This is a genomic window from Streptomyces sp. NBC_00873, assembly GCF_045207415.1.
Taxonomy (GTDB): domain Bacteria; phylum Actinomycetota; class Actinomycetes; order Streptomycetales; family Streptomycetaceae; genus Streptomyces.
In genome coordinates this window covers 512909-535381 of record NZ_CP108803.1, presented here as the reverse complement: position 1 = coordinate 535381, position 22473 = coordinate 512909, and the positions used below count along the sequence as shown (strand labels likewise).

Annotated in this window: 23 protein-coding genes and 1 pseudogene; 13 read left to right on the top strand and 11 right to left on the bottom strand. The window is 70.0% G+C overall.

Going from position 1 to position 22473, the window contains the following annotated elements:
- Positions 1–15 precede the first annotated feature (15 nt).
- Positions 16–558, top strand: a complete 543-nt coding sequence (locus OH809_RS02485; protein ID WP_406424430.1) for an MOSC domain-containing protein — start codon at positions 16–18, stop codon at positions 556–558.
- 156 nt (positions 559–714) lie between these two features.
- Here OH809_RS02485 and OH809_RS02480 read toward each other — a convergent pair whose 3' ends face one another.
- Complete coding sequence (locus tag OH809_RS02480; RefSeq protein WP_406424432.1) at positions 715–1722, bottom strand: hypothetical protein; 1008 nt, start codon at positions 1720–1722, stop codon at positions 715–717.
- A 118-nt stretch (positions 1723–1840) separates the two neighbouring features.
- Positions 1841–2140, bottom strand: coding sequence for a hypothetical protein (locus OH809_RS02475; protein ID WP_406425424.1), 300 nt, complete (start codon positions 2138–2140; stop codon positions 1841–1843).
- Between the two features lie 118 nt (positions 2141–2258).
- Here OH809_RS02475 and OH809_RS02470 point away from each other — a divergent pair, with 118 nt between their 5' ends.
- Entirely contained in the window at positions 2259–3161 is a 903-nt protein-coding gene (locus OH809_RS02470; RefSeq protein ID WP_406424434.1) for an oxygenase MpaB family protein, read from the top strand.
- A gap of 28 nt (positions 3162–3189) precedes the next feature.
- Here OH809_RS02470 and OH809_RS02465 read toward each other — a convergent pair whose 3' ends face one another.
- On the bottom strand, positions 3190–3789 hold the full coding sequence (locus OH809_RS02465; protein ID WP_406424436.1) for a class I SAM-dependent methyltransferase: 600 nt from the start codon (positions 3787–3789) through the stop codon (positions 3190–3192).
- 171 nt (positions 3790–3960) lie between these two features.
- Here OH809_RS02465 and OH809_RS02460 point away from each other — a divergent pair, with 171 nt between their 5' ends.
- From OH809_RS02460 to OH809_RS02445, 4 genes are read left to right on the top strand one after another with little or no spacing between them, the layout of a single operon-like run.
- Positions 3961–4824 (top strand): MHYT domain-containing protein, encoded by an 864-nt coding sequence (locus OH809_RS02460; RefSeq protein WP_406424438.1) that lies wholly within the window; start codon positions 3961–3963, stop codon positions 4822–4824.
- 59 nt (positions 4825–4883) lie between these two features.
- On the top strand, positions 4884–7553 hold the full coding sequence (locus tag OH809_RS02455; protein WP_406424440.1) for a nitrate- and nitrite sensing domain-containing protein: 2670 nt from the start codon (positions 4884–4886) through the stop codon (positions 7551–7553).
- Positions 7550–7987 (top strand): roadblock/LC7 domain-containing protein, encoded by a 438-nt coding sequence (locus OH809_RS02450; RefSeq protein ID WP_406424442.1) that lies wholly within the window; start codon positions 7550–7552, stop codon positions 7985–7987. Before OH809_RS02455 ends, OH809_RS02450 begins: the two co-directional genes overlap by 4 nt.
- Before the next feature lie 22 nt (positions 7988–8009).
- Positions 8010–8441, top strand: coding sequence for a DUF742 domain-containing protein (locus tag OH809_RS02445; protein ID WP_406424444.1), 432 nt, complete (start codon positions 8010–8012; stop codon positions 8439–8441).
- Positions 8442–8472: 31 nt separating this feature from the next.
- On the opposite strand, the gene OH809_RS02440 is transcribed toward OH809_RS02445, so the two are convergent.
- Both OH809_RS02440 and tatA read right to left on the bottom strand, forming a co-directional pair.
- Complete coding sequence (locus OH809_RS02440; protein ID WP_406424446.1) at positions 8473–9048, bottom strand: TerD family protein; 576 nt, start codon at positions 9046–9048, stop codon at positions 8473–8475.
- Positions 9049–9195: 147 nt separating this feature from the next.
- Positions 9196–9360, bottom strand: coding sequence for a Sec-independent protein translocase subunit TatA (gene tatA / locus OH809_RS02435; protein ID WP_406424448.1), 165 nt, complete (start codon positions 9358–9360; stop codon positions 9196–9198).
- 237 nt (positions 9361–9597) lie between these two features.
- Between tatA and OH809_RS02430 the strand changes: the two genes are divergently transcribed.
- Positions 9598–11034: an LCP family protein gene (locus tag OH809_RS02430; protein WP_406425426.1), complete on the top strand. Its 1437-nt coding sequence runs from the start codon at positions 9598–9600 to the stop codon at positions 11032–11034.
- A gap of 51 nt (positions 11035–11085) precedes the next feature.
- On the opposite strand, the pseudogene OH809_RS02425 reads toward OH809_RS02430, so the two are convergent.
- Both OH809_RS02425 and OH809_RS02420 read right to left on the bottom strand, forming a co-directional pair.
- Positions 11086–11777 (bottom strand): annotated as a pseudogene (locus OH809_RS02425) (cation-transporting P-type ATPase); the annotation flags it as partial.
- Positions 11761–12126, bottom strand: coding sequence for an ArsR/SmtB family transcription factor (locus tag OH809_RS02420; protein ID WP_406424450.1), 366 nt, complete (start codon positions 12124–12126; stop codon positions 11761–11763). The gene OH809_RS02420 and the pseudogene OH809_RS02425, both read right to left, overlap by 17 nt.
- A 332-nt stretch (positions 12127–12458) precedes the next feature.
- Between OH809_RS02420 and OH809_RS02415 the strand changes: the two genes are divergently transcribed.
- The 6 genes from OH809_RS02415 to OH809_RS02390 all read left to right on the top strand — a co-directional run bounded on the left by OH809_RS02415 (position 12459) and on the right by OH809_RS02390 (position 18183).
- Entirely contained in the window at positions 12459–13097 is a 639-nt protein-coding gene (locus OH809_RS02415; protein WP_406424452.1) for a GTP-binding protein, read from the top strand.
- Positions 13098–13214: 117 nt separating this feature from the next.
- Positions 13215–13628, top strand: a complete 414-nt coding sequence (locus tag OH809_RS02410; protein ID WP_406424454.1) for a roadblock/LC7 domain-containing protein — start codon at positions 13215–13217, stop codon at positions 13626–13628.
- 133 nt (positions 13629–13761) lie between these two features.
- Positions 13762–14835 carry a DUF6397 family protein gene (locus tag OH809_RS02405; protein ID WP_406424456.1) on the top strand — a complete coding sequence of 358 codons (1074 nt, stop codon included), beginning with the start codon at positions 13762–13764 and terminating at the stop codon, positions 14833–14835.
- A 54-nt stretch (positions 14836–14889) separates the two neighbouring features.
- The gene (locus OH809_RS02400) at positions 14890–15501 is read left to right on the top strand and encodes a sugar O-acetyltransferase (RefSeq protein WP_406424458.1); all 612 of its coding nucleotides are present in this window, start codon (positions 14890–14892) and stop codon (positions 15499–15501) included.
- Positions 15502–15878: 377 nt separating this feature from the next.
- Positions 15879–17255, top strand: coding sequence for a diaminopimelate decarboxylase (gene lysA, locus OH809_RS02395; protein ID WP_406424460.1), 1377 nt, complete (start codon positions 15879–15881; stop codon positions 17253–17255).
- Positions 17256–17259: 4 nt separating this feature from the next.
- Positions 17260–18183: a LysR family transcriptional regulator gene (locus tag OH809_RS02390; RefSeq protein ID WP_406424462.1), complete on the top strand. Its 924-nt coding sequence runs from the start codon at positions 17260–17262 to the stop codon at positions 18181–18183.
- A 79-nt stretch (positions 18184–18262) separates the two neighbouring features.
- Here the strand turns inward: OH809_RS02390 and OH809_RS02385 are convergent, their stop codons facing one another.
- Genes OH809_RS02385 through OH809_RS02370 form a run of 4 tightly spaced genes read right to left on the bottom strand, consistent with a single transcriptional unit; the run spans position 18263 to position 22467 of the window.
- Positions 18263–19108, bottom strand: a complete 846-nt coding sequence (locus OH809_RS02385) for a serine hydrolase (protein ID WP_406424464.1) — start codon at positions 19106–19108, stop codon at positions 18263–18265.
- Entirely contained in the window at positions 19105–20724 is a 1620-nt protein-coding gene (locus OH809_RS02380; RefSeq protein WP_406424466.1) for an amidohydrolase family protein, read from the bottom strand. The genes OH809_RS02385 and OH809_RS02380 overlap by 4 nt, the downstream gene beginning before the upstream one ends.
- A complete protein-coding gene (locus OH809_RS02375) occupies positions 20724–21497 on the bottom strand; it encodes an amino acid ABC transporter ATP-binding protein (protein ID WP_406424468.1) in 774 nt (257 codons plus the stop codon). The genes OH809_RS02380 and OH809_RS02375 overlap by 1 nt, the downstream gene beginning before the upstream one ends.
- Positions 21490–22467, bottom strand: a complete 978-nt coding sequence (locus OH809_RS02370; protein ID WP_406424470.1) for an amino acid ABC transporter permease — start codon at positions 22465–22467, stop codon at positions 21490–21492. Before OH809_RS02370 ends, OH809_RS02375 begins: the two co-directional genes overlap by 8 nt.
- Positions 22468–22473 lie beyond the last annotated feature (6 nt).

The following is a 22473-nucleotide window of genomic DNA, read 5'->3' as shown; positions in this document are numbered from 1 at the left end:
AGGGATTCTTCGTAGATGAGCGGGACCGTCACCGTGGTGAGCAGTAACGGGGTGTACTCATTCACCAAGCCGAACCGCCAGACCATCACCCTGCTGACCGGACTCGGAGTGGAGGGAGATGTGCATGCGGGAGTCACGGTGAAGCACCGCTCCCGCGTCGCACAGGACCCCACCCAGCCGAATCTGCGCCAGGTTCATCTCATGCACGAGGAACTCTTCGACGAGCTGCGTGCAGAGGGCTTCGAGGTCGCTCCCGGTGACCTTGGGGAGAACGTCACCACGCGTGGCGTCGATCTCCTCGCGCTGCCCGTCGGCACGCTGCTGCGCCTCGGCGACGAGGCCGTCGTCGAGGTCACCGGCCTGCGCAACCCGTGCCTGCAGATCGACACCTTTCAGGTAGGGCTGCTCAAGCGGGTCGTCGGCCGTGACGAGGCGGGCAACATCGTGCGCAAGGCCGGGATCATGAGCATCGTCAGGACCGGCGGGGTGGTCCGGCCAGGCGACCCGGTCGAGGTCGAACTGCCCGCCGAACCGCACCGGCCGCTGGAGCGCGTGTAGCGGCCGACGGGGCGCCGCGGGCAGCCGGGCCGCCAAGGAGGACGGCGGAGCCCCTGGCGCAATCGCAGGCGACTCGCGAGCCTGCGGCGCAGGCCGAGACGGAGTCGGCGCTGCGGGCCCTCGGCCTCGGCCCGGCCGCGGAGCGGGCGCCGAGAATCAGGCCGGTCGCACGGCGAGCGCGTCGAGCGCCTTCAGCAGACCGGGCAGCTCCGCCCCGCGGCCGACAGGCAGGACCTCGCCGGGTTCCTCGTCCAGCAGGATGAACGCGATGTCGTCCGTCCGGGCGACCAGGGACCAGCCGGGGCCGTCGGCTCGCAGGGTGCGGGCTTCGCCGGGGGCGAAGGAGGAGCGGATACGTCCGGGCGGCGGCGGGTTGTCCACGTAGGCGTGGGCTTCTGCCAGCGCGCGTCGGACACCGGGATGGACGCCGGAGGGCGCGGCGTCGCCGGCGTCGGTATCGGCAGCGACAGTGGCAGCGGTGTGGGCGGAGGCGTCCGCGTCGGCAGTGGCAGTGGTTTCGGCGGAGGCGTCCGCGTCGTTGGCTCCGTCGGTATCCAGGTCGCCTGCGCCCTCCTCGTCCGCAGAGTCCGCAGGGGCCGACGCGTCCTCGCCCTCTGCGTCATCGGCGTCGCCCGCGACATCCGCCTCCGCGAACGCTGTGGCGTCGTCGATCTGCTCGCGCCACGCCGCCCACTGCAACGCGATCTCGTCTGCGCCCAGCCGCCGCTGCGGAGGCCCCCACGATTCCGTGTCGGGAGGGCTCAGCGGTGGCAGCTCGGTTCCCTCGGCCTCCGGGTCCGGCAGCGGGTCGTGCGGCGCCGGCACCCCCGGCGCGGCGACCGCCAGCGCCAGCGGCCAGCCTGGGAGCGCGCAGACCACCGAACGGTCGTCGGGGGAGAGGTCGTACTCCATACCGCAGTCCCAGGAGGCGATCGCGACGGCAACCAGGGACACGTCATCGACGACGACGGTCCACCGGGCCCCGCCGTCGTCCTGCCCGAGGACCAGCCCGTAACCCTCGGCGTACGGTTCGAGGCCGAGTGCCGCGCAGGCCGCCGGGTAGTCGTCCCCGAGCACGCTCGGGAACTGCGCGGGTGTCAGCAGCACCGCGGTCAGCACATACAGTGCGTCTTCGTCGGCGACTGTGTCGTCCGTCCCGGCCACAGCACCCTCCTCGTCCCTCATCGTTTTCCGTCGGCGCACCTTAACCAGTGGGTAACGCGGCCGTCGAGGCCCTGACAAGGCAGGACCCACCGCGCCGTCGGCAAGCGGACGTCGCGGTTCAGTCGGCGGGGAGGCCGAGCAGCGTACGCGCCACGGACTGCGGCGACTGGCCGGTCTCCCGCGCCAGCGCGGTGACCGCCCGGCAGGCCAGTTCGTTCACGCCGAAGGAGAGCGCCTCGGGTGACACCCAGCCGCTCGCTTCGTCCATCCGGTCCTGGTCGTCGTCCACGCAAGCCGAGACATAGGTGGCGGCCGCGTCGAACAGATTGTGCTGTTTGCGCTGCCGTTCCTCGCGCGGCGGCGCGGGCCGCTCACCCTTCCGGCCGGTTGACACGGCCTTCCGCAGACTGCTGAGCATGTCGATCACGGGGGACCGCCTTCCGGGGGGTCGTGCACGCATGGTGCGGTCGTACATATTTACGGTCTTCCCCTTCCGCGTAAAGTTTGACCTTCGATCGAGGAATGGGGGCAGCGCGGTGAAGCGATACGACCGGCTGCAGGAGATCAGGCGGCTCGATCCGGAGCAGGACTTCCTGGAGATCTACCGGCTCGCGGCGACGTACGAGTTCCCCTGGGACATCACCCGTGCGCTCGAACTGGCCCTGTATCGCACGTATGCGGTCCCCAGCGTCGGCCGACTCCTCGCCGAAACGGCTGAGCTGACGGATCGTTCGCAGAAACGGTACGACGACACCGCGCTGCTCCTCGACACCGTGGTGGAGCACGGCTTCGACAGCGACGCGGGGCGCACGGCGATCCGCCGGATCAACCAGATGCACCGCAGCTACGACATCAGCAACGACGACATGCGCTATGTGCTGTGTACGTTCGTCGTGGTCCCGAAGCGCTGGATCGACAGCTACGGCTGGCGCCGCCTCTCCGGTCACGAACTGCGGGCGTTCGCCGTCTACTACCGCACTCTGGGCGCGCACATGGGCATCAAGGACGTGCCGCAGACCTTCGAGGAATTCGAACGCACCCTCGACGCGTACGAGGACGAGCACTTCGGCTGGGACGAAGGGGCGCGCAGCGTCTCGGACGCCACGCTGACACTGATGGGCTCCTGGTATCCGGGCCCGCTCGCACCCGTCGTACGCAAAGCCGGCCTCGCACTCCTCGACGATGCGCTGCTGCGGGCGTTCCGTTACGAACGACCGGGCCCCGTCGCACGCCATCTCACCCGCGGCGCGCTGCGGCTGCGGGCGAGGGCCGTGCGACTGCTGCCGCCCCGGTCCACCGCGCACTATGCGCGCCAGAACCCGGAGATCAAGGGCTATCGGGACGGTTACGAGGTCGGCGAGCTCGGTACCTTCCCGACCCCCGGCGTCGGCGGCTGTCCGATTCCGCACAAGCGGAGGCCGGGCGCCCCGGTCGAGTGAGCGCGTGCGTATGTGAGCCGGGCCCAGGTCAGCCCGTCCGCACGGCGAGTGCGAGGAACCGTGTGTCCTCATCGGTGTACGAGACCAGTTGCCAGCCGGAACGTGCGAGCAGCCGCCGGAGGTTGGGCTCGGCCCGCAGATCGTCGTCCGTGATCTGCCGGCCGTGGCGTGCGGCCAGCGCGGCCCGGCCGATGGGGTGGAGCAGCGCCAGCTGCCCTCCGGGACGTACGACGCGGGCCAGCTCCGTCAGGCCTGGCCCGGGGTGCGACAGGTGCGAGATCAGCCCGGCACCGAACACCGCGTCGAGCACCCCCGCCCGCAGCGGCAGGCGGGCGACGTCGGCGAGTAGCAGCTGACCACTGCGGTCGCGTCCCGCCTGTACCGCCGCGTCCAGCATCGCCGGTGTGAGATCGGCGCCCAAGACCGTACCGTGCGGCCCGACGGCGGTCCGCAGGGCGGGCAGCGCACGTCCCGTACCGCAGCCCGCGTCGAGGACGGCGTCGCCGGGGCGCAGCCCGAGGGCTTCGACGGCGGCGGCGTAGGCCGGACCGTCGTCCGGGAAACGGGTGTCCCAGTCCGCGGCGCGGGCGGTGAAGAAGTCCTGGACGTGTGTGTGGTCATCGGCCATAGGGACATGATCGCGCACCGGCAACCGGAGTGAAACGGAGTGAACTGGACGGAAGTGGCGTGCATGTTCGAGCACGGCCCGATCGTTCGGGATCATCTCTCTGTCATATTCCGGCAGCTTTCGAAATGCGCCCCGAACGTGCGCCGCCATGGCGACTAGCGTCCCCGATCCATGGGACACCTGGACCACGCCACCTTCGGCTGGCTGACACCTGCACTGTCGTACGCGATGGCAGCGATCGGCGCGGCGCTCGGACTGAGCTGCACCGTGCGCGCACTGGACACGAGCGGCCGTTCGCGCCGCAACTGGCTGTTCACGGCCGCCTCCGCCCTTGGCACCGGCATCTGGACGATGCACTTTGTCGCGATGCTCGGCTTCGGCGTGACCGGCACCGAGATCCGCTACAACGTGCCGCTGACCTTGCTCAGTCTGCTCGGCGCCATGCTGGTGGTCGGCTGCGGCGTCTTCGCCGTCGGTTACAGCCGCGACCGGACCCGGGCGCTGGCCGTCGGAGGGTTCGGTACCGGCCTCGGCGTGGCCAGCATGCATTACCTCGGCATGGCGGCGCTGCGGCTGCACGGCACGATCCACTACGACCCCCTGCGGGTCGTCCTTTCTGTGGTTATTGCCGTCGTTGCCGCGACGGCGGCTCTGTGGGCAGCCCTCAACATCAAGTCATCGCGCGCGGTCGCACTGGCCTCGCTCGTCATGGGCGCGGCGGTCAGCAGCATGCACTACACCGGAATGATGGCCGTCGGCGTCAGCGTCGCCCCCTCCGGCAGCGAACTTCCCGGGGCCACGACGATGCAGTTCATTTTTCCCCTCGCCGTCGGCCTGGGCTCATACCTCTTCCTGACCTCGGCGTTCGTCGCCCTGTCGCCGACGGCCCGGGAGCACGCCGCCTACGTCTCCGCCGAGCGCACCACGGAACCGGCGGCCGACGCGGCCTCGACGCGCCTCGCGCAGCGCGGACGTGATCCCCGCCCACGGCGCGGCTCCCGCGGCCCCGACGTCTCTCCGTCCGCGACGCCCTGACGCCACAGCACAGTCCCCCTTTCGCCCCTGCCCAGCTCCACACCCGGAACGAGGAGGCCATGCGCCCACCCCGCACGACCCCGGACCCCGGCACGACGACCGCCGCCCGGCCCGGTTCCGCGCCCGCGGCGCGCGGACGCCGCGCGCACGCGGGACCGCCGGCCGACGAGAGCGCCGAACGCGACGCACGTCTGCTGCTGACGCAGCAGACGTCCGGGCCACGTGGACGCCGGACCCTGCGCCCCAGGACTGTACGCGCGAAGATCATCTCGCTGCTGGTGGTGCCCGTCGTCTCGCTGCTGGCTCTCTGGGGCTTCGCCACGGTCAACACGGCCCAGGACGTGGCACGGCTGCGGCACCTGCAACTCGCGGACGAAGAAGTGCGGGCCCCGATATCCACCGCTGTCACCGCCCTCCAGGCCGAACGCAGAGCCGCCCTGATCCAGACCGCAGAGCCCAGCAGCGCCCACGCCACCGCACTGGAACAGCAGACCAAACGCACCGATACCGCGCTCGCCGCGCTGCGACTGGACAAGGACCACACCATCGCCGATACCGGCCGCCTCCCGGCCGGGGTCGCCGACCGGCTCCACCGGTTCCTCGACCGTACGCACGAACTGCGCGCGGACGGGGGCACTGGGAGCCAGGAGCGCGACGAGAGCGCCGTGTACGACCGGTACACCCAGGCAGTCACCGCGGGCTTCGGCGTCTCCGGCGCCCTCACCGGAATCCAGGACGCCGCGCTCGGGTCCGACGCCCGCGTGCTCCTCGAACTGGCCCGCGCCGACGAGATGCTGGCCCGCGAAGACGCACTGCTCGCCACGGCCGCCCTCACCAAACGCCTCGACGGCCGCCAACTGGTCCAGTTCACCGGGGCGGTGGAGACCCGCAGGAACCTCACCGAGACCGCGGGCGCCGATCTCCCGGCCACCGAACGCACGGCCTGGCAGACGGTCACCGCCCGGTCTGCCTACCACCGGGTCGAGGGTGCCGAGGACACGGTGCTCACCGCGCGGCCCGGCCGGGAAGCCGCCCAGGCAGTGCCCGCCGCCGACTGGGATCCGGCCGCGGCGAGCGTACGGAGCCAATTGCGCACCATCGGCACCGGAGCCGCAGAGCGCGCTGCGGACCGCGCCGACCCGCTCGCCCGGGGACTGTTCAGCCCGTCCGGAGCGGCTGTCCTCTTCGGCTGCGTCGCCGTCGCGGCCTCATTAGTGATCTCTGTGCGCATCGGTCGTGAGCTCGTCGTCGAACTCGTCAGCCTGCGCAACAGCGCCCTGGAGATCGCCCGCCGCAAACTGCCCCGTGCGATGCAGCGGCTCAGGGCGGGCGAGGAGCTCGACATCCAGGCCGAGGCACCTCTCGGTCCGGCCTCGCACGACGAGATCGGCCAGGTCGGGGAGGCCCTCGGCACCGTGCACCGGGCCGCCCTCAGCGCCGCCGTCGAACGCGCCGAACTTGCCGACGGCATCTCCGGGGTCTTCGTCAACCTCGCCCGCCGCAGCCAGGTGCTGGTCCACCGCCAGCTCAACCTCCTCGACAGCATGGAGCGCCGCGCGGACGATCCCGGCGAACTCAGCGACCTGTTCCGCCTCGATCACCTCACCACCCGGATGCGGCGGCACGCGGAGAGTCTGATCATCCTGTCCGGTGCGGCCCCCGGGCGCGCCTGGCGGATGCCCGTACCGCTGACGAATGTCGTACGCGCGGCCGTCTCCGAGATCGAGGACTACGCCCGGGTGGAGGTGCGGCAACTTCCGGATGCCGCGGTCAAGGGCACGGCGGTCGCCGACCTCACCCACCTCCTCGCGGAACTCGTCGAGAACGCGGCGCAGTTCTCGCCGCCGCACACGAAGGTCCGGATCACCGGCGAACCCGTCGGCAACGGCTACGCCCTGGAGATCGAGGACCGCGGACTCGGCATGGGCAACGAACTCCTCGGCGAGGCCAACCGGCGCATCGAGCAGGCGGAGGCACTCGATCTTTTCGACAGCGACCGGCTCGGCCTCTTCGTGGTCAGCAGGCTCTCGGTCCGGCACCACATCAAGGTCGAGCTGCGCACGTCGCCGTACGGCGGAACGACGGCAGTGGTCCTGCTGCCGACCGCACTGCTGCAGGGCGCGCTCCCGGCGGGCGGGGAAGAGGCCGTAGCGGACAAGGCATCGGTCGAGCCCCAGCAGGAAAGCGACGGTGTGGCGTTCGGAACCGGTCCGGGCCCCCGTGCGGTGCGTTCGAAGGCGGCGACCGCGTTCCCCGCCCCGGTTCCGGTGCCGGCGCTGGAGTCGCGGACGGGTCCCACCGCCGGAGTCACCACGCTGCGCCAACGCTCCCGCAGAGCGGTCGAGGACCGGAGCGATGAGCAGGCCGAGGCCGGAACCCGCGGGATCCGGGAGAACGCGGAAACCCGCCAGAACCTTGAAGCCCCCGCGAGCAGGGAAGCCCGGGTAACCCACAAGACCAAGGGAGAGGGCGATAGCTCACTTCCCCGCCGGGTCCGGCAGGCCAACCTCGTTCCGCAACTGCGGGAGGAGCCCCGGCCCGAGCCGACCCGAATCGACGACGGAAACGGCATGGACGGACCGGCCGAGCGCACTCCGGAACAGGCCAGGGACCGCATGACCGCCTACCGCAACGGCTGGGTACGCGGCGGCGGCGCCGCCCCAGGCACGGCGGCGCCCCGCCGAACCACCACCGAACTCCGTCCCCGCAGCGAAGGAGACCAGGCATGATCGCGAACGAGCGGACCGAGGCGCGCAGGCACTCGGGCGAACTCGACTGGCTGCTGGACGATCTGGTGGCCCGGGTCGGCGAAGTCCGGCACGCCGTGGTGCTCTCCAGCGACGGTTTGGCCGTGGGTGCCTCCAGTGCCCTCAGCCGCGAGGACGCCGAGCACCTGGCCGCGGTCGCCTCCGGTTTCCACAGTCTCGCGAAGGGCGCCGGACGGCACTTCCAGGCCGGGGAGGTGCGCCAGACGATGGTTGAGATGGACGAGGGCTTCCTCTTCGTCGTAGCCGCCGGGGACGGTTCCTGCCTCGCCGTTCTGAGCACAGCCTTCGCCGATATCGGACTGGTCGCCTACGAGATGGCCCGGCTCGTCAAACGGGTCGGCGAGCACCTGCGTACCCCGCCGCGGTTCTCCGTGCCCCCGTCCCCGGCCGGCTGAGAGGGCGGAGACAGCAGTGGACATGACCAGCGAGGGCCCCGGATTCATCGAGAGCTTCCCGGACCCGCCCGAACTGCCAGGCAGCCAGTGGTACGACGCCGAAGCAGGGCCCTTGGTCCGCCCGTACGCCATGACGGGCGGGCGGACCGAACCGGGCCCGGGCGGAGTGCACTTCGACCTGATCGCACTCGTCTCCGCCGCCGACCAGGCATCGGACAGCTCCGAGGATTCCCAGCTGGGCCCCGAACACCGCGCGCTGCTCACACTGTGCCGCTCCGAGCAGTCCGTCGCGGAACTCTCCGCCGACGCCGACCTCCCGGTCGGCGTCGTCCGGGTACTCCTCGGAGATCTGCTCGAAGCCGGCCATGTGCGGGTCAGCCGCCCCGTACCGCCCGCGCAGCTGCCGGACGAGAGGATCCTTCGCGAGGTGATCAACGGACTACGGGCACTCTGAAATCGCCGCTCAGGAGCGCGACTTCGAGCGATCAGACATTGACGCCGTAGTCGGACGCGATACCGGCCAGCCCCGACGCATACCCCTGTCCCACCGCGCGGAACTTCCACTCCGTACCGTGCCGGTACAACTCGCCGAAGACCATGGCCGTCTCCGTGGAGGCGTCCTCGCTCAGGTCGTAACGGGCCAGCTCCACGCCGTTCGCCCGGTTCACCACGCGGATGAACGCGTTGCGGACCTGGCCGAAGCTCTGCCCACGGCTCTGCGCCTCATGGATGGAGACCGGAAAGACGATCTTTGCCACGTCCAGCGGTACGCCGGCCAGGTCCACGTTGATGGACTCGTCGTCGCCGTCGCCCTCACCGGTCAGGTTGTCACCGGTGTGCTGCACCGAACCGTCCGGGCTGGTGAGGTTGTTGTAGAAAACGAAGTGCAGGTCCGAGAGGACCTTTCCGGCGTCGGAGCACAGCAGCGCGCTGGCATCCAGGTCGTGATCGGCGCCCGTCGTCGTCCGTACGTCCCAGCCCAGGCCGACCGTCACTGCGGTCAGCCCCGGTGCCTCCTTCGACAGGGAGACGTTGCCGCCCTTGGCCAGGGTCACACCCATGAACTTCCTCCGTTGGTCCAGTGATCCATTGATCAGCGCTTCATCCGCCGTTACCGCGTCAACGGCGGTTCTTCACCCAAGGTTCCCTGATTGCGCAAGCCATGAAATGACGGGCCCGGCGCGTACCGACCTTGCCGCACCCCCGGCTCACTGCGGGTCGGTCTCCTTCATCGCCTTCGCCTCACTCTTCAGGATCCGCAGGGATTTGCCCAGGGCGCGGGCGGTGTCCGGCAGTTTCTTCGATCCGAACAGCGCGATCAGAACAACCGCGACAATCAACAGGTGCCAGGGCTCAAGGCCGTTGCGCAGCATCTGGGTTCCGTCCTTCTTCTCGGACTCCCGGAATTGGTAGATCCGGTCGGCTGTGGGTAGGTCTGGTGATCCATTCGCGCAGCGATACTTGCTACGTTGCGCAACTGTACAACCGTGGGGCGGGGTCGGACGTCTTCCTCCATGGAAGCCGGAACCGAACGGACGAGGTGACCAATGACAGACAGTCGCAAGGTGGCGGCGGGCGGGGGACGGGGCAGCAGGCTCCGGCGCACCGCCATGATGGGACTGTCGTTCCTCGTCCTGCTGGTCGCGGGGGTCGGCTGGGGCTACCTCAAACTGACCGGCCAGATCGACACCTTCGGCGCTGACGGGATCTCGGGCGACCGGCCACCCGCCTCGTCGAACGGGCAGAACGTCCTTGTCATCGGATCGGACACACGCTCCGGCGCCAACAGGAAGCTGGGTGGCGGGAAGGGCACCGTGGGGCGCTCCGACACCGTGTTCCTGCTCCATGTGTACGCCGACCACCGGCACGCCGTCGCCGTGTCCATCCCCCGTGACTCCATGGTCGACATCCCTGCGTGCAGGACACCCGGTGGCGAGTGGACGGCACCGCAGCACCACGTCATGTTCAACGGGGCGTTCTCGGTGGGTGAGACTGCCGAGGGAAACCCGGCCTGCACCCAGAACACTGTGGAACACCTCACCGGCCTGCGCGTCGACCACACCGTCGTCGTGGATTTCTCCGGCTTCTCCGCACTGACCTCCGCCGTCGGCGGAGTCCCGGTCTGTCTGCCGCAGGACATCTACCAGCAGGACCTCAGCCCGAACCGGCCCACGCGCGGCGCACTGGTCTTCGCCAAAGGGCCGCAGACCGTCTCCGGGCACCGGGCACTCGACTACGTGCGGATCCGGCACGGCATCGGCGACGGCTCCGACATCGGACGGATCAAAAGGCAGCAGGCTTTCATCGGCTCTCTCATCAAGAAGGTCAAGTCCCAGGGACTGAACCCGACCACCCTGCTGCCGCTCGCCGACGCGGCGACCGACTCGATGACTGTGGACCCCGGACTCGGATCGGCCGACCGGCTGCTGAAGTTCGCCATGTCGATGAAGAACATCGATCTGCGCAACACCCGGTTCGTCACCGTACCGTGGCGTTACGAGGGCGCCCGCGTCGCGATCGTCGAACCGGAGGCCCACGCTCTCTGGGCGGCGCTCAAGGCCGACCGGACGATCGACGGCCAGGACGCCAGCGGTCAGGGCAAGGGCGGCCGCAGCGCCAAGAGGCCGGACGACGCGTCACTGTCGCCCGCCGCCCCTGCCCCCGTCTCCGGTACGGGCATCAGCCTTGCCGTCTACAATGGCACCACGGTCAACGGCCTTGCGGCCCGCGCCGCCGAACTCCTGCGCGCCCACGGCTTCACCGTCACCGGTACAGCCACCGCGAGCAACCAGGACCGCATGTCGACCGTCATCCAGTACGGGCTGGGTCTGGAGGCCGAAGCGGAGACCACCGCGCGCCTCTTCGCCGGGGCACGGACCATGGCGTCCGGCACCGTGGGCATCCAAGTGATCCTCGGGACCTCGTACGCAGAGAATCCGTCGCCCGCTGCCGAGGCCACGCCGACACCCAGCGCAGCTCCTTCCACCGTCGGCGACGGGGCGCGGTCGGCCGACGAAGACCTGTGCAAGGACCTCTCGTACGGCTGACCGAGCGCGATCAGGCTCCCGTCCGGAGCTGCAGGGCGGGGTGACGCGGCGGTGCGAAGCCGAATCGACGGGATGCTTCTCGACCGGCGAGGACTCCCCGGTGAGAGCGGACTGATACACGGTCAGCCCGCTCGCGCGGAGCAGCCGCACATCAGCGGGCACGAGATCTCCCGGGCCGAGCCTGATCACATCGCCCGGCACCAGTTCCGCGACCGGCAGCTCGCGGGCCGACGGCGCCGCCTCCGGACCGGTGCGGCGCAGTACGGTCCCGGTGGTCGCCACCAGCTTCCGCAGCGCCGCCATCGCCCCGTCGCCCGGTGCTCCTCCGTGGAGCGCAGCAGACAGCTGACCACCACGAGCACCAGAGCCACGGATGCGGTGCCCCACGCGCTGACCGCGGCGGAGAGCAGACCCAGACAGAGCAGAACCGAGGTGAACGGGTCCCGCAGGCTGCGGACGAAGCGCTGCGACCAGGAGGCCGGACGCCAGGCCGGAAGGGTGTTGTCGCCGAGCCGCCCGAGCCGTTCCTCCGCCTGCGTCTCCAGAAGTCCGCGCGGTCCGCTGTCCAGAGAACGCAGCACCTGCAACGACGTCAGCCTCGTCCGGCCCTGCCGCAGTCGCGTCGGTGGAGGCGATCCGGCCGACGCCGTGCTCGCTGTCGGTACGGCGAGGGACGGGGGAGAGCCGTCGAGATCGCTGTGGCCGGGCCCTGCGGCGGCGCTGCTCTCAGGCACCGAGCTCACGGAGGCGTACCGGCCGCGCAGGAGCGTGCCCGGCCCGTGCAGCGAGCTGGCCGACCATCAGCCGCACCACCGTCACCACATCAGGATCGTCGACCAGATACACCTGGCGGCGGCCTTCGCGCCGCGAGCGTACGAGACCAGCGAGCTTCAGTTTTGTCAGATGCTGGCTGACCGAGGGCAGCGTCCCGCCCACCCGCTCCGCCAGCCCGGTCACATCGCTCTCGCCCTGGGACAGCGCCCATACGATGTGCAGGCGCGCAGGCGTCGCCAGCAGACCGAAGGCGGCGGCCGCCTCCGCCAGCACCTCCGCGGGCGGATCCACGAAGTTGCCGCCGGCACCTGTCGACACTCTTGCTCTCCTGTCCACCCGGACCGTTTCCCGCGCCCCGAAGCGACAGTGTAGGCGGCAGTCGTGGTCGGCCCCAGGATCGAGGCCCCGACCCCCTGGATCGGTTCCGGCGCGAACCCGGTTCGAATTCGGCTCGAATAGTGACCTCATGCAGACATCGAACGATCCTTGTTCGGCCACTAAGGTCAAAAACCGATCACGTTGCTCGGGACGGACGGCTGCTTGCCATGCTGTCCACCGTACTGCTGCCCACAGATACCGAACCGAGCCCGTTGAGACGGCTCTGAACTGCGTTTTTACGTCTTGAGGCTCACGGGTGAGAGAAGTGATCGATGCCTTCCGAGCACGCTGGCAGAACGGGCGGGGAGACCGTCGAGGGAACGGCCGGAGAGGTCGTGGACACCGACGCGCTCGCATTGAAGATATTGGTCGCCGGCGGATTCGGGGTCGGCAAGACGACTCTGGTCGGTGCGGTGAGCGAGATCCGGCCGCTGCGGACGGAAGAACTCCTCAGCGAGGCCGGACAGTCGGTCGACGACACCGGCGGAGTCGATCACAAGACCACCACCACCGTTGCCATGGACTTCGGACGTATCACCATCCGGTCCGGTCTCTCGCTCTATCTGTTCGGCACACCGGGACAGGACCGCTTCTGGTTCCTCTGGGACGAGCTCTCCCAGGGAGCACTCGGAGCGGTTGTCCTCGCGGACACCCGGCGGCTGGAGGACTGCTTCCCAGCCGTCGACTACTTCGAACACCGCCGGATCCCCTTCGTCGTCGCCGTCAACTGTTTCGCGGGCGCCCGCGCCTACGGCGAGCGTGAGGTGTCCCGTGCGCTCGACCTGGACCTGGGCACACCCGTCGTGCTCTGCGATGCACGGGACCGCGACTCCGGCAAGGAAGTTCTCATCCGCATGGTGGAGTACGCGGGCCGCATGCACACAGCCCGGCTCCTCGACTCGGTCGGCTGACCCCTGTCCGGACGATGAGCCCGAAACGGAGGGGCGGTTGCCCCAACGTGCCGTGTGCGCAAGGCTTACGCGTAAACATGGGGCACGGGCAACGTATGAGCGGGGAGGAGCGGGGAAATGGCGCTGGACAGGGAACTTGACTGGCTCCTCGACGATCTCACCGGCCGGGTCGAGCACATACGGCACGCGCTGGTGTTGTCGAACGACGGCCTGGTGATGGGGGCGAGCACGGGCCTGGCACGTGAGGACGCGGAGCATCTCGCCGCGGTCTCGTCGGGGCTGCACAGCCTCGCGCGAGGCTCGGGACGGCACTTCCGGGGAGGAAGAGCCAGGCAGACGATGGTGGAGTTCGACGAGGCGCTTCTCTTCGTGACGGCCGCCGGAGAAGGCAGCTGCCTCTGCGTGCTGACCGCGGCCGAGGCCGACGTCGGTCAGGTTGCCTACGAGATGACACTGCTCGTGAACAGAGTCGGAGAGCACCTGGGGGTCACCGCGCGTCAGGGCGCCAGCGGAGAAGTCAACCGGCTCTGACGGTTCGGGTCCCCTCTCGACTGCGCCTTTCGCCCGGCTGTGGAAGTTGTCCACAGGCCGGGCGAAAGGCGTTCTCCCCGGTTACTCTGATCACAGAGAGTCACCGCAGCTATACGGGGGGATGGCCATGGCCATGACGGACGCGACGCGCGCCGCAGCACCGCACGCAGGATCTCGGCGTTCACAGAACGCCCCGACGGACATCGACCTGACGGACATCGACCTGACGAGGGTCGATCCGTCGAAAACTGATGCGACAGAAGTCGACCGGACGGAAGTCGGCGCGACGGTGGCCACAGGGAGGGCGGCGCAGGAGCTGAACCTGAAGCGCGGGGAATTCGAGCTCGCCGTGCACCTGGGCATCGTGCGGATCGCGGCGGAGGAGGCTGGTGGCAGGCCCAGGGTGAGTCGGGAGGAGATCGACCGGCTGCGGTCGGGGGACGGGTTCCCGGACGCACTGCGAGAACGGGTGCGGACGGTGGGGACAGCGGAGGGCGCGCGGCTCCTCGGCATCAGTCCGGTCCGCTTTACCAGGCTGGCCAGGGCCGGATGCATCACGCCTGTCGCGTTCTACCTCAACCGGTACCGGGCGATTGTCTGGCTCTATCTCGCCCAGGAGCTCCTCGGGTTCGCGGCCGGGGCACCGCAGCTGCTGACCGGGAACAGCCCAGCCTGGATGCGGACATGTCTGGGCGCAGGAACCGACTGGCGGACGCGCAACTGGCGCTCGCACCGGATCGAGCGCCTGCTGAGCCGCACGGAGGATCCCTGGGCGCGGGCTGCGGTGCTTGCCTGCGCGCTGGACCCGGTGCAGCTGGCAGAAGTGGTTGACGATCCGTACGAGCGTGCGTACCTCAGGAAGGTCCAGCCCGGTCCGGTCTTCGGGCCACCCGGATCCGTCGCCGCTCGCGACACCATGACGCACCTGATGCGCGCCGACGACCCGGACGAGATCCTCTGGCGCCGGGTCAATCTCGTCCTGGAGCTGGACAGCGCGCGCGAGGCCCGTCCGGCACCTCATCCGGGGGACGACCGGCGACCCGAGCGGGACTGCTCGGTCCCCGGCCCTGTCTCTGTCATCGTCCCTCCTCCTATGCGTGATTCCGGCCCTGTCCAGGTAGCCGGACTGCTCGCCCGGCTTGGCCTGCGGAGGCGTGAGGCCCTGCGCAGGGGAGGCGAGGAACGAAGCTCGGGCGAAGACCGTTGAACGAGTGGGCAGACGCGGATCACGGAGACGGCCGAGGAACATGTGGGGAGGGTCATGGCGGAGAACAAGCAGCGGATGCTGGCCGGCGACTGGTACATCGCGGACGATCCGGAACTGAGGGCGGACACCGAACGGCGGATCGAACTCTGCGAGGCGTTCAACGCCGCGGCGCGGGCAACTCCCGCCGCACGGCGGAAGATCCTTGAGGAGCTGCTCGGTTCGGTGGGTGAGGGGGTCACCATCCGGGCACCGTTCCACTGCGACTACGGTTCGTTCATCACCATCGGACCGCGCACGTTCATCAACTTCGGAGCGGTCTTCCTCGATGCCGCGCCCATCACGATCGGTGTCGATGTGCAGATCGGCCCCAACGTGCAGCTGCTGACCCCCAGCCATGAACTGGACACCGAGCGCCGCAGAGCAGGCTGGGAGAAGGCGGACCCCGTGACGATCGGGGACAACGTCTGGCTCGGCGGAGGCGTGATCGTGTGTCCCGGCGTGACCATCGGGGCGGACACTGTTGTCGGTGCAGGATCCGTTGTCACCAAGGACCTTCCGTCGTGCGTGCTGGCGGTGGGAAATCCGGCCCGAGTCATCCGTTCTCTCGCACGGGGCGAGGGAGCGGCGGAAGGAGAAGGAGGCGTGGCTGCCGGGCTCGGCGGATAACGGCTCGCGCAGGGACGCCGGTACCGGCCGCGGCCACCCTGGCAGCGTCCGGCGGCACCGCGGCGGAACCCGTCACCGAGGGCGCCGCGACCCCGTCGTGACCGGCAGGTTCACCCGGCCGGAAGAAGCAGCCGATCCGGTACTGCCGCCGACGAGCGACCGGCCGGGCAACGTCACCGGATCGCGGACTTCGTCATCGACGGGGTACTGATCACGACACCGGGCGACGCTCTCCAGGCCGGGCGCCGATGCACCGCCGCGGCCCACCGAGCGGCGCGAGCATCGAAATCCATGAGGCTCAGCCATAGAAGAATGCGCTTTTGTGACCCCCGTGCAGGCCGCAGGATGGCTGCGAGCCGGCTTCCGGGGAGGAACGCATGACGTCAGCCATCGAAACGGGTTTGCTGCCCTGCACGTCCGAGGTCCGTCCAGAAGGGTTGGCTGTCGGAGGGGTCCTGCTCGCCGACCTGGCACAGCGCTTCGGAACACCCCTCTTCGTGTACGACGAGGAGCATCTGCGCCGAAGTTGCCGGGAGGCGATCGCCGCCTTCGGCCGGGACAATGTCGCCTACGCCTCCAAGGCGTTCCTGTGCACGGCCATGGCTCGACTGGCCCATGAAGAGGGACTGTTGCTCGATGTCGCCTCCGGTGGTGAGCTACGGGTCGCGCTGCACGCGGGTGTGCCGGCCGGGCGGATCGTGCTGCATGGGAACAACAAGGACGAGGCGGAGCTGCGCACGGCCATGTCCGCCGGGGTGCGACACGTGGTGGTCGACAGCTTCGACGAGATGGACCGCATCGAGCGCCTGCGGGCCAATGAACACCTGCCACCGGCCCGAGTGCAGTTGCGCGTGGCGCCCGGTGTCGCCGCCGGCGCTCACGAGGCCGTCCGGACCGGTGGCAACGACTCGAAGTTCGGCTTCGGCCTCGCCGGCGGAACCGCCGCGGCCGCCGTACGGCGGGCCTCCGGCTCCTCGGCGATGATCCTGGAGGGCGTCCACGCACATGTGGGTTCCCAGGTCCTGGACACGGCGGAACTCGCGGCGGGCGCCGCGGCCGTCGCACGGTTCGCTGCGGAGTCACGGGTGCGCCGGCTCACCGTCGGCGGCGGCCTGGGCGTCGCCTACGAGGCGGGGCAGACCCCACCGTCGTTCGCTGACTGGGCGGCCCGGGTGCGCACCTCGGTGCGCGACGCGGGCTGGGGCGACGAGGTGACCGTGGAGCCCGGCCGGTCCATCGCCGCCCGTGCGGGGCTGACCCTCTACCAGGTGGGCACGATCAAGCACATCGCGGGCGTGCGGACCTATGTCAGCGTCAACGGCGGTATGAGCGACAATCTGCGCCCCGCCCTGTACGGCAGCCGGTACGAGGCGTTCCTGCCGCGCTGCCCGCACGCGCCTCGACCGTTGCGGGCACGGCTGGTCGGCAAGCACTGCGAGAGTGGCGACGTGATCGCCGACATCGCCGCCCTGCCCGCCGATGTGGGCGTGGGAGATCTTCTGGCCACGCCGGTCACCGGCGCGTACGGATACGCCATGGCCTCCAACTACAACAAGTTGCCGCGCCCCGCTGTCGTCTTCGTGGCGGACGGGCGTGCCCGCACCGTGGTGCGCCGCGAGACCGAGGAGGATCTGCTGCGTCTGGACGTTGACGTGGACGTGGACGAGGACGCCGGGCTCCTGGCGCCTGGCGCCTGCGGCGACGGTGCGGTCCGGTGCCGTGGCGGCGCAGTGCGTCGGCACGGCCTAACCTGACCCGATGCTGAACAGTGCCCGCCTGCTCGTCCTGCTGGAAATAGCCCGCACCGGCACCATCGTTGCCGCGGCCCGGGCACTGCATCTGAGCCCGTCCGCGATCTCGCACCAACTCGCCCGGCTGGAGCAGGAGCTCGGGGTGGCGTTGGTGGAACGTCAGCCGCAGAGCCTGCGGCTGACGGCAGCCGGTGCGCGACTGGCCGAGCACGCGCAGGCCGTCGCCGACCTGATGGCCGTCGCACAGGACGACCTGCGGGCGCACTCCGAAGGCGAGGCCGGTCTCCTGCGGCTGGGCTTCTTCGCCTCCTCGGGCCTTGAGCTGCTGCCCCGGGCGCTGTCGGCGTTCGCGGCGAAGCGGCCCCAGGTCGAACTCGAGCTGATCCTGGGGCAGCCGCACGAGCTGGTGCCCGATCTGGAGGCGGGCCGGCTGGATGCCGCGGTCGTCTTCGAGCATCCGATGGACCCCTGGTGCCGACAGGCGACCGTGAGTGTGGAGATGTTCTTCGACGAGCCGCAACTGGTGGTCCTCCCCCTGCGGCACCGCCTCGGGCGGTGCCGCGCGGTCCGGCTCGCCGCCCTGGAGGGGGAGAGCTGGATCGGCACGCACGGCGGCCACACGGGCGAACCGGTTCTTGAGCGCGCGTGTGCGGCCGAGGGGTTCCGGCCCCGGGTCCGCTGCCGCAGCGATCATTACCAGGTCACGATCAACCTGGCTCGCGCGGGCATGGGTATCGCACTCGTCCCGGCTCTCGGGCTCGGCGACACCACGGGCGTGCACGTCTGCCGACTGGACCACCCCCAACTGCACCGGCGCATCGGGGTCGCCACCCGGCCCACCAACCGCAACCCGCTGCTGCGGATCTTCCTCGCGGAGCTGCGCTCGGCCGCAGAGGAGATCCGGTCACTGCTGGAGATGCAGTGGTCCTGACCGGCGGACCGTGCTGCCGGCTGCTCCCGATGGGCGGGGCCGCACCCCCTGTGCCGGCGGGCGGGGTGTGCCCCGCACCTCACTCGGCAGGCCCGCGTCGGGCACAGGAAGCGAGAGTCCGGCCGACGTCCCGTATGGCATGCACCGCGGCCCGCTCGGTGCTCGGGCCCAGCACCGTGTCCCAATGCGCCACCACCGCATAGGCCAGTCGGCGCCGCCCGACGATGACACCGGCGTCGGCGCGCACCCCGGTGTCGGTGCCGGTCTTGTTGGCGACCAGAAGCCCGTCGGGCAGCGGGTCCGGGAAGCCCGGGGCGTAAGGGTCGTGATCCACCAAGGCGGGGACCAGGCTGTGGTCGGTGTTGGCGCGCATCCAGTGCAGCAGCCCGGCGGAGGCCGCCGGGGAGCTCATCGTGCCGCGTACCGCATGGGTCACCAGTCGCGCCAGGTCCTGTGCGGTGCCGGTGGCGAAGACGGGGGGCACGTCCGGGCCCCGGATGTCACGGACCTTGTCGTGCAGCGCGAGGCGGTCGAGCCCGAGATCCTCCGCCAGCCGGGCCGTGGACTCGCGCCCCACCAGGCGCAGCAGTGCGTTGGTGGCGGTGTTGTCGCTCACCGAAGCGGTCAGCCAGGCCAGGTCCTCGACGGTCCAGCCGCGCCTGCTCATCCGGCGCAGCAGACCGGTACCGTCCGCCATGTCCTCGTCGAGGACGTCCACAGTTCGGTCGGCGAGCAGCTCCCCGGTGTCCAGCCGGCGTGCGACCTCGGCGAGCAGCAGCAGTTTCGAGGCGGACGCGACCGGCAGAACGGTGCGCTCGTCGACCCCCACCGTCTCGCCGCCGTCGATGTCGACGGCGGCGACAGCCAGGGTGAGCGGCAGCGCGGCCGAGCGCCGCGCCGCCGCGGCCACTTGGGCCAGACTCATCGGATCCTCACCACTTCTCCCGCCCGCACCGCGGTCGGGCAGCCGCCTCTTGCTGCGACCCGTCCCGCCACCACGACGGCATCGATGCCTTCCGGTGCCAGCAGGGGACGGTCGAAGGTGGCGGTGTCGCGCACCGACGCCGGGTCGAGCACGACCAGATCGCCGAGGGCGCCGTCGCGGACCACACCGCGGCCGGTGAGTCCGAACCGCCGCGCCGGCAGTCCGGTCATCTTGTGCACCGCGCTCTCCAGCGGGAGCAGCTGCTCGTCGCGGCCGTAATGGCCGAGTACGCGGGCGAAACTCCCCGCCCAACGAGGATGCGGCCGACCGGGTTTGGGGACGCCGTCCGAGCCGATCATCGACAACGGGCTGGCGAGCACCCGTCGGACGTCGTCCTCACGCATGGAATGGCTGATGATGGTCACTTCGCCCTGTTCGGCAAGCAACAGGTCGCACGCGTAGTCGACCGGGTGGACGCCGCGCTCGGCGGCGAGGTCGGCGATGCTGCGGCCCTCCGCCTCGGGGTGCGCCTGCGCGGCGGCCACCGTGATGAGATCCCAGCCACCGTTTCCCACAGTGTTCTCCCACCCTTTGACCCCCTGAGCGATGTCCGCCCTGATCCGGTCGCGCGTTTCCGGCCGGCGCAGCCGTTCCAGCAGAGCGCCGACACCGCCCTCGCTCGTCCACGGGGGCAGCATGGCGTGCAGGACGGTGCTTCCCGCAGTGTACGGATAGACGTCGCACAGCACGTCCACGCCTTCGGCTCGGGCCTGTTCCAGCCGGGGCAGGGTGCGCAGCGTGGCGCCCCAGGCGTGCCGGCCCGCGGTCTTGTGGTGGGAGATCTGCAACGGGGCGCCGGAGCGGACCGCGATCTCCAGGGCCGCCTCCAGGGCCGACTCGACCTGTGACATCTCGTCGCGCAGATGAGTGACGTAGGGCTTGCCATGACGGGCGGCGACCCTGGCCAGCGCGACGATCTCCTCGGTGTCGGCGTAGGTGCCGGGTGGGTAGATCAGCCCGGTGGACAGGCCGGCCGCTCCCTGGGTCAGCGCCCGGTCCAGCAGCGCGCACATGGTGTCCAGTTCCTCGGGCCCGGGCGGGCGGGCCTCGAAGCCCATCACTCCCGCGCGCAGCGTGCCATGGCCGACGAGCGAGGCGATATGGGTGCGACGCAGGGCGGGGTCCTGTCCGGTGGCGAATGTGTCGAAGTCCACCGCGGGCCGGACGGGGCCAAGTCCGAACGTCACCCTGAGATGTTCGGCGAGTATCGGCACCCGTTCCGGGAGCGAGGGGAACAGGCTGGTCCCGCAGTTGCCGCAGATCTCCGTGGTGACGCCCTGGAGCAGCGGCGCGAGGCGGAGATCGTCCGTCGGCTCCGTGGCGCCGGCGCTGCCGTGGGGTGCCGCGAGGGCATCGGAGTGCGTGTGTACATCGATGAAACCGGGTGTGACGACGCGGCCCGTCACATCGAGGGTCTCGGCCGCCGCTGCCGGGGTACCGGCGGGGAGCACGGCGATCCGCCCGTCCACCACCGCGATGTCCGCCTCCCTGGCGGGTGCGCCGGTTCCGTCGACGAGCGTGCCGCCACGCAGCAGCAGATCGAGGGGGCGGCCCATCACAGCACCGTCGACAGGAAGGCCCGCGTGCGGTCGTGCCGCGGGTCGGTGAACAGAAGCTTCGGGCTCCCCGCCTCGACGACGGCGCCCTGATCCATGAACAGGACACGGTCGGCGACCTCGCGGGCGAAGCCCATCTCATGCGTGACCACGACCATCGTCATACCGCTGCGGGCCAGGTCGCGCATGACGCCCAGGACCTCGCCGACGAGTTCGGGATCGAGGGCGGAGGTGGGTTCGTCGAAGAGCATGAGCATGGGCTCCATGGCCAGTGCGCGGGCGATCGCCACGCGCTGCTGCTGCCCGCCGGACAGCTGCCCCGGGTAGTGGTTTGCCCGGTCCGCGAGACCGACGTCGGCCAGCAGTTGCCGGGCCTGCTTCTCGGCCTGCGCACGGGACCGGCCCTTGACGGCGACCGGCCCTTCCATCACGTTCTGCACCGCTGTGCGGTGCGGGAACAGATGGAACCGCTGGAACACCATGCCGATCCGCTCGCGCTGGCGTCGGATGTCGCGGGCGCGCCGTTCCCGCAGCACGCGGCCGGACGGGCCGTGCTGCTCGTAGCCGATCAGTTCACCGTTCATCCAGACCCGCCCCGCGTCGATCTGCTCAAGGTGGTTGAAGCACCGCAGCAGCGTGGACTTCCCGGACCCGGAGGGGCCGATGACACAGAGCACCTCACCGCTGCCGACTTCGAGATCGATGCCCTTGAGCACCTCGGTGTCACCGAATCGTTTACGGACCCCGCGGGCCCTGAGGATCACGTCATTCATGCTGCTGCCCCTTCTTGGCGCGCCGGGGTACGAGATTGGTCAGGACCCTGCTCCGCAGCCCGGGAGCGGCGCCGGGGCTGTAGCGGCGTTCGACGGCGTGCTGGCCGATGCTGGCGATCGTGGTGAGCACCAGGTACCAGAGCGAAGCCACCAGGAGCAGCGCGACCACCTCGAAGTTGGCGAGGTAGAGGTGCTGGGAGACGGTCATCAGATCGGCGCCGGCGATGACCGAGACCAGCGAAGTCGTCTTGAGCATGGAGATGAACTGGTTGCCGAACGGCGGGATGATGACCCGCATCGCCTGCGGAAGAATGATGCGGGACAGGATCTGACGGTTCGACATGCCGATGGACGCGCCTGCCTCGCGCTGGCCGGGGTCCACGCTCTGAATACCGGCCCGAACGATCTCGGCCATGTAAGCGCCCTCGTTGATGGACAGGCCGAGCAGTGCGGCCACGAATCCGGTGATGACCTGGTTGGACTGCCAGCTGATGAGTTTGGGGCCGTCGAAGGGGATACCGATGCTGATCACCGGGAACAGCAGGGCCAGGTTGAACCAGAAGATGAGCTGGACCAGCAGTGGGGTGCCCCGGAAGAACCAGGTGTAGGCGCCGGCGGTGAGACGCAGTACGGGACTGTCGGAAAGCTGCATCACCGCGACGACGATCCCGATGGCGATGCCGAGAGCCATCGAAACGAGGGTGAGCTGAATGGTCACCCCGAGGCCTTTGAGGATCACGCCGTCGAACTGGTACTCGGCGACGATGTCCCAGTGCAGGTTGGGATTGACGATGACGGTGTAGGCGAGCCACACCGCGAACAGCGCCGCGGCGAGGACCGCCAGCCAGCGCCCGGGACGAGGGCGTTTGGTCACCTGGAGGGACAGGTCGTCCTCCTGCGGTCTCGCGTTTGCGGGGACCGGGTCCGGCGCCGCACCGAGGGAGGCGCCGGGCATCTTCTGGTGGCTCATGTCCGC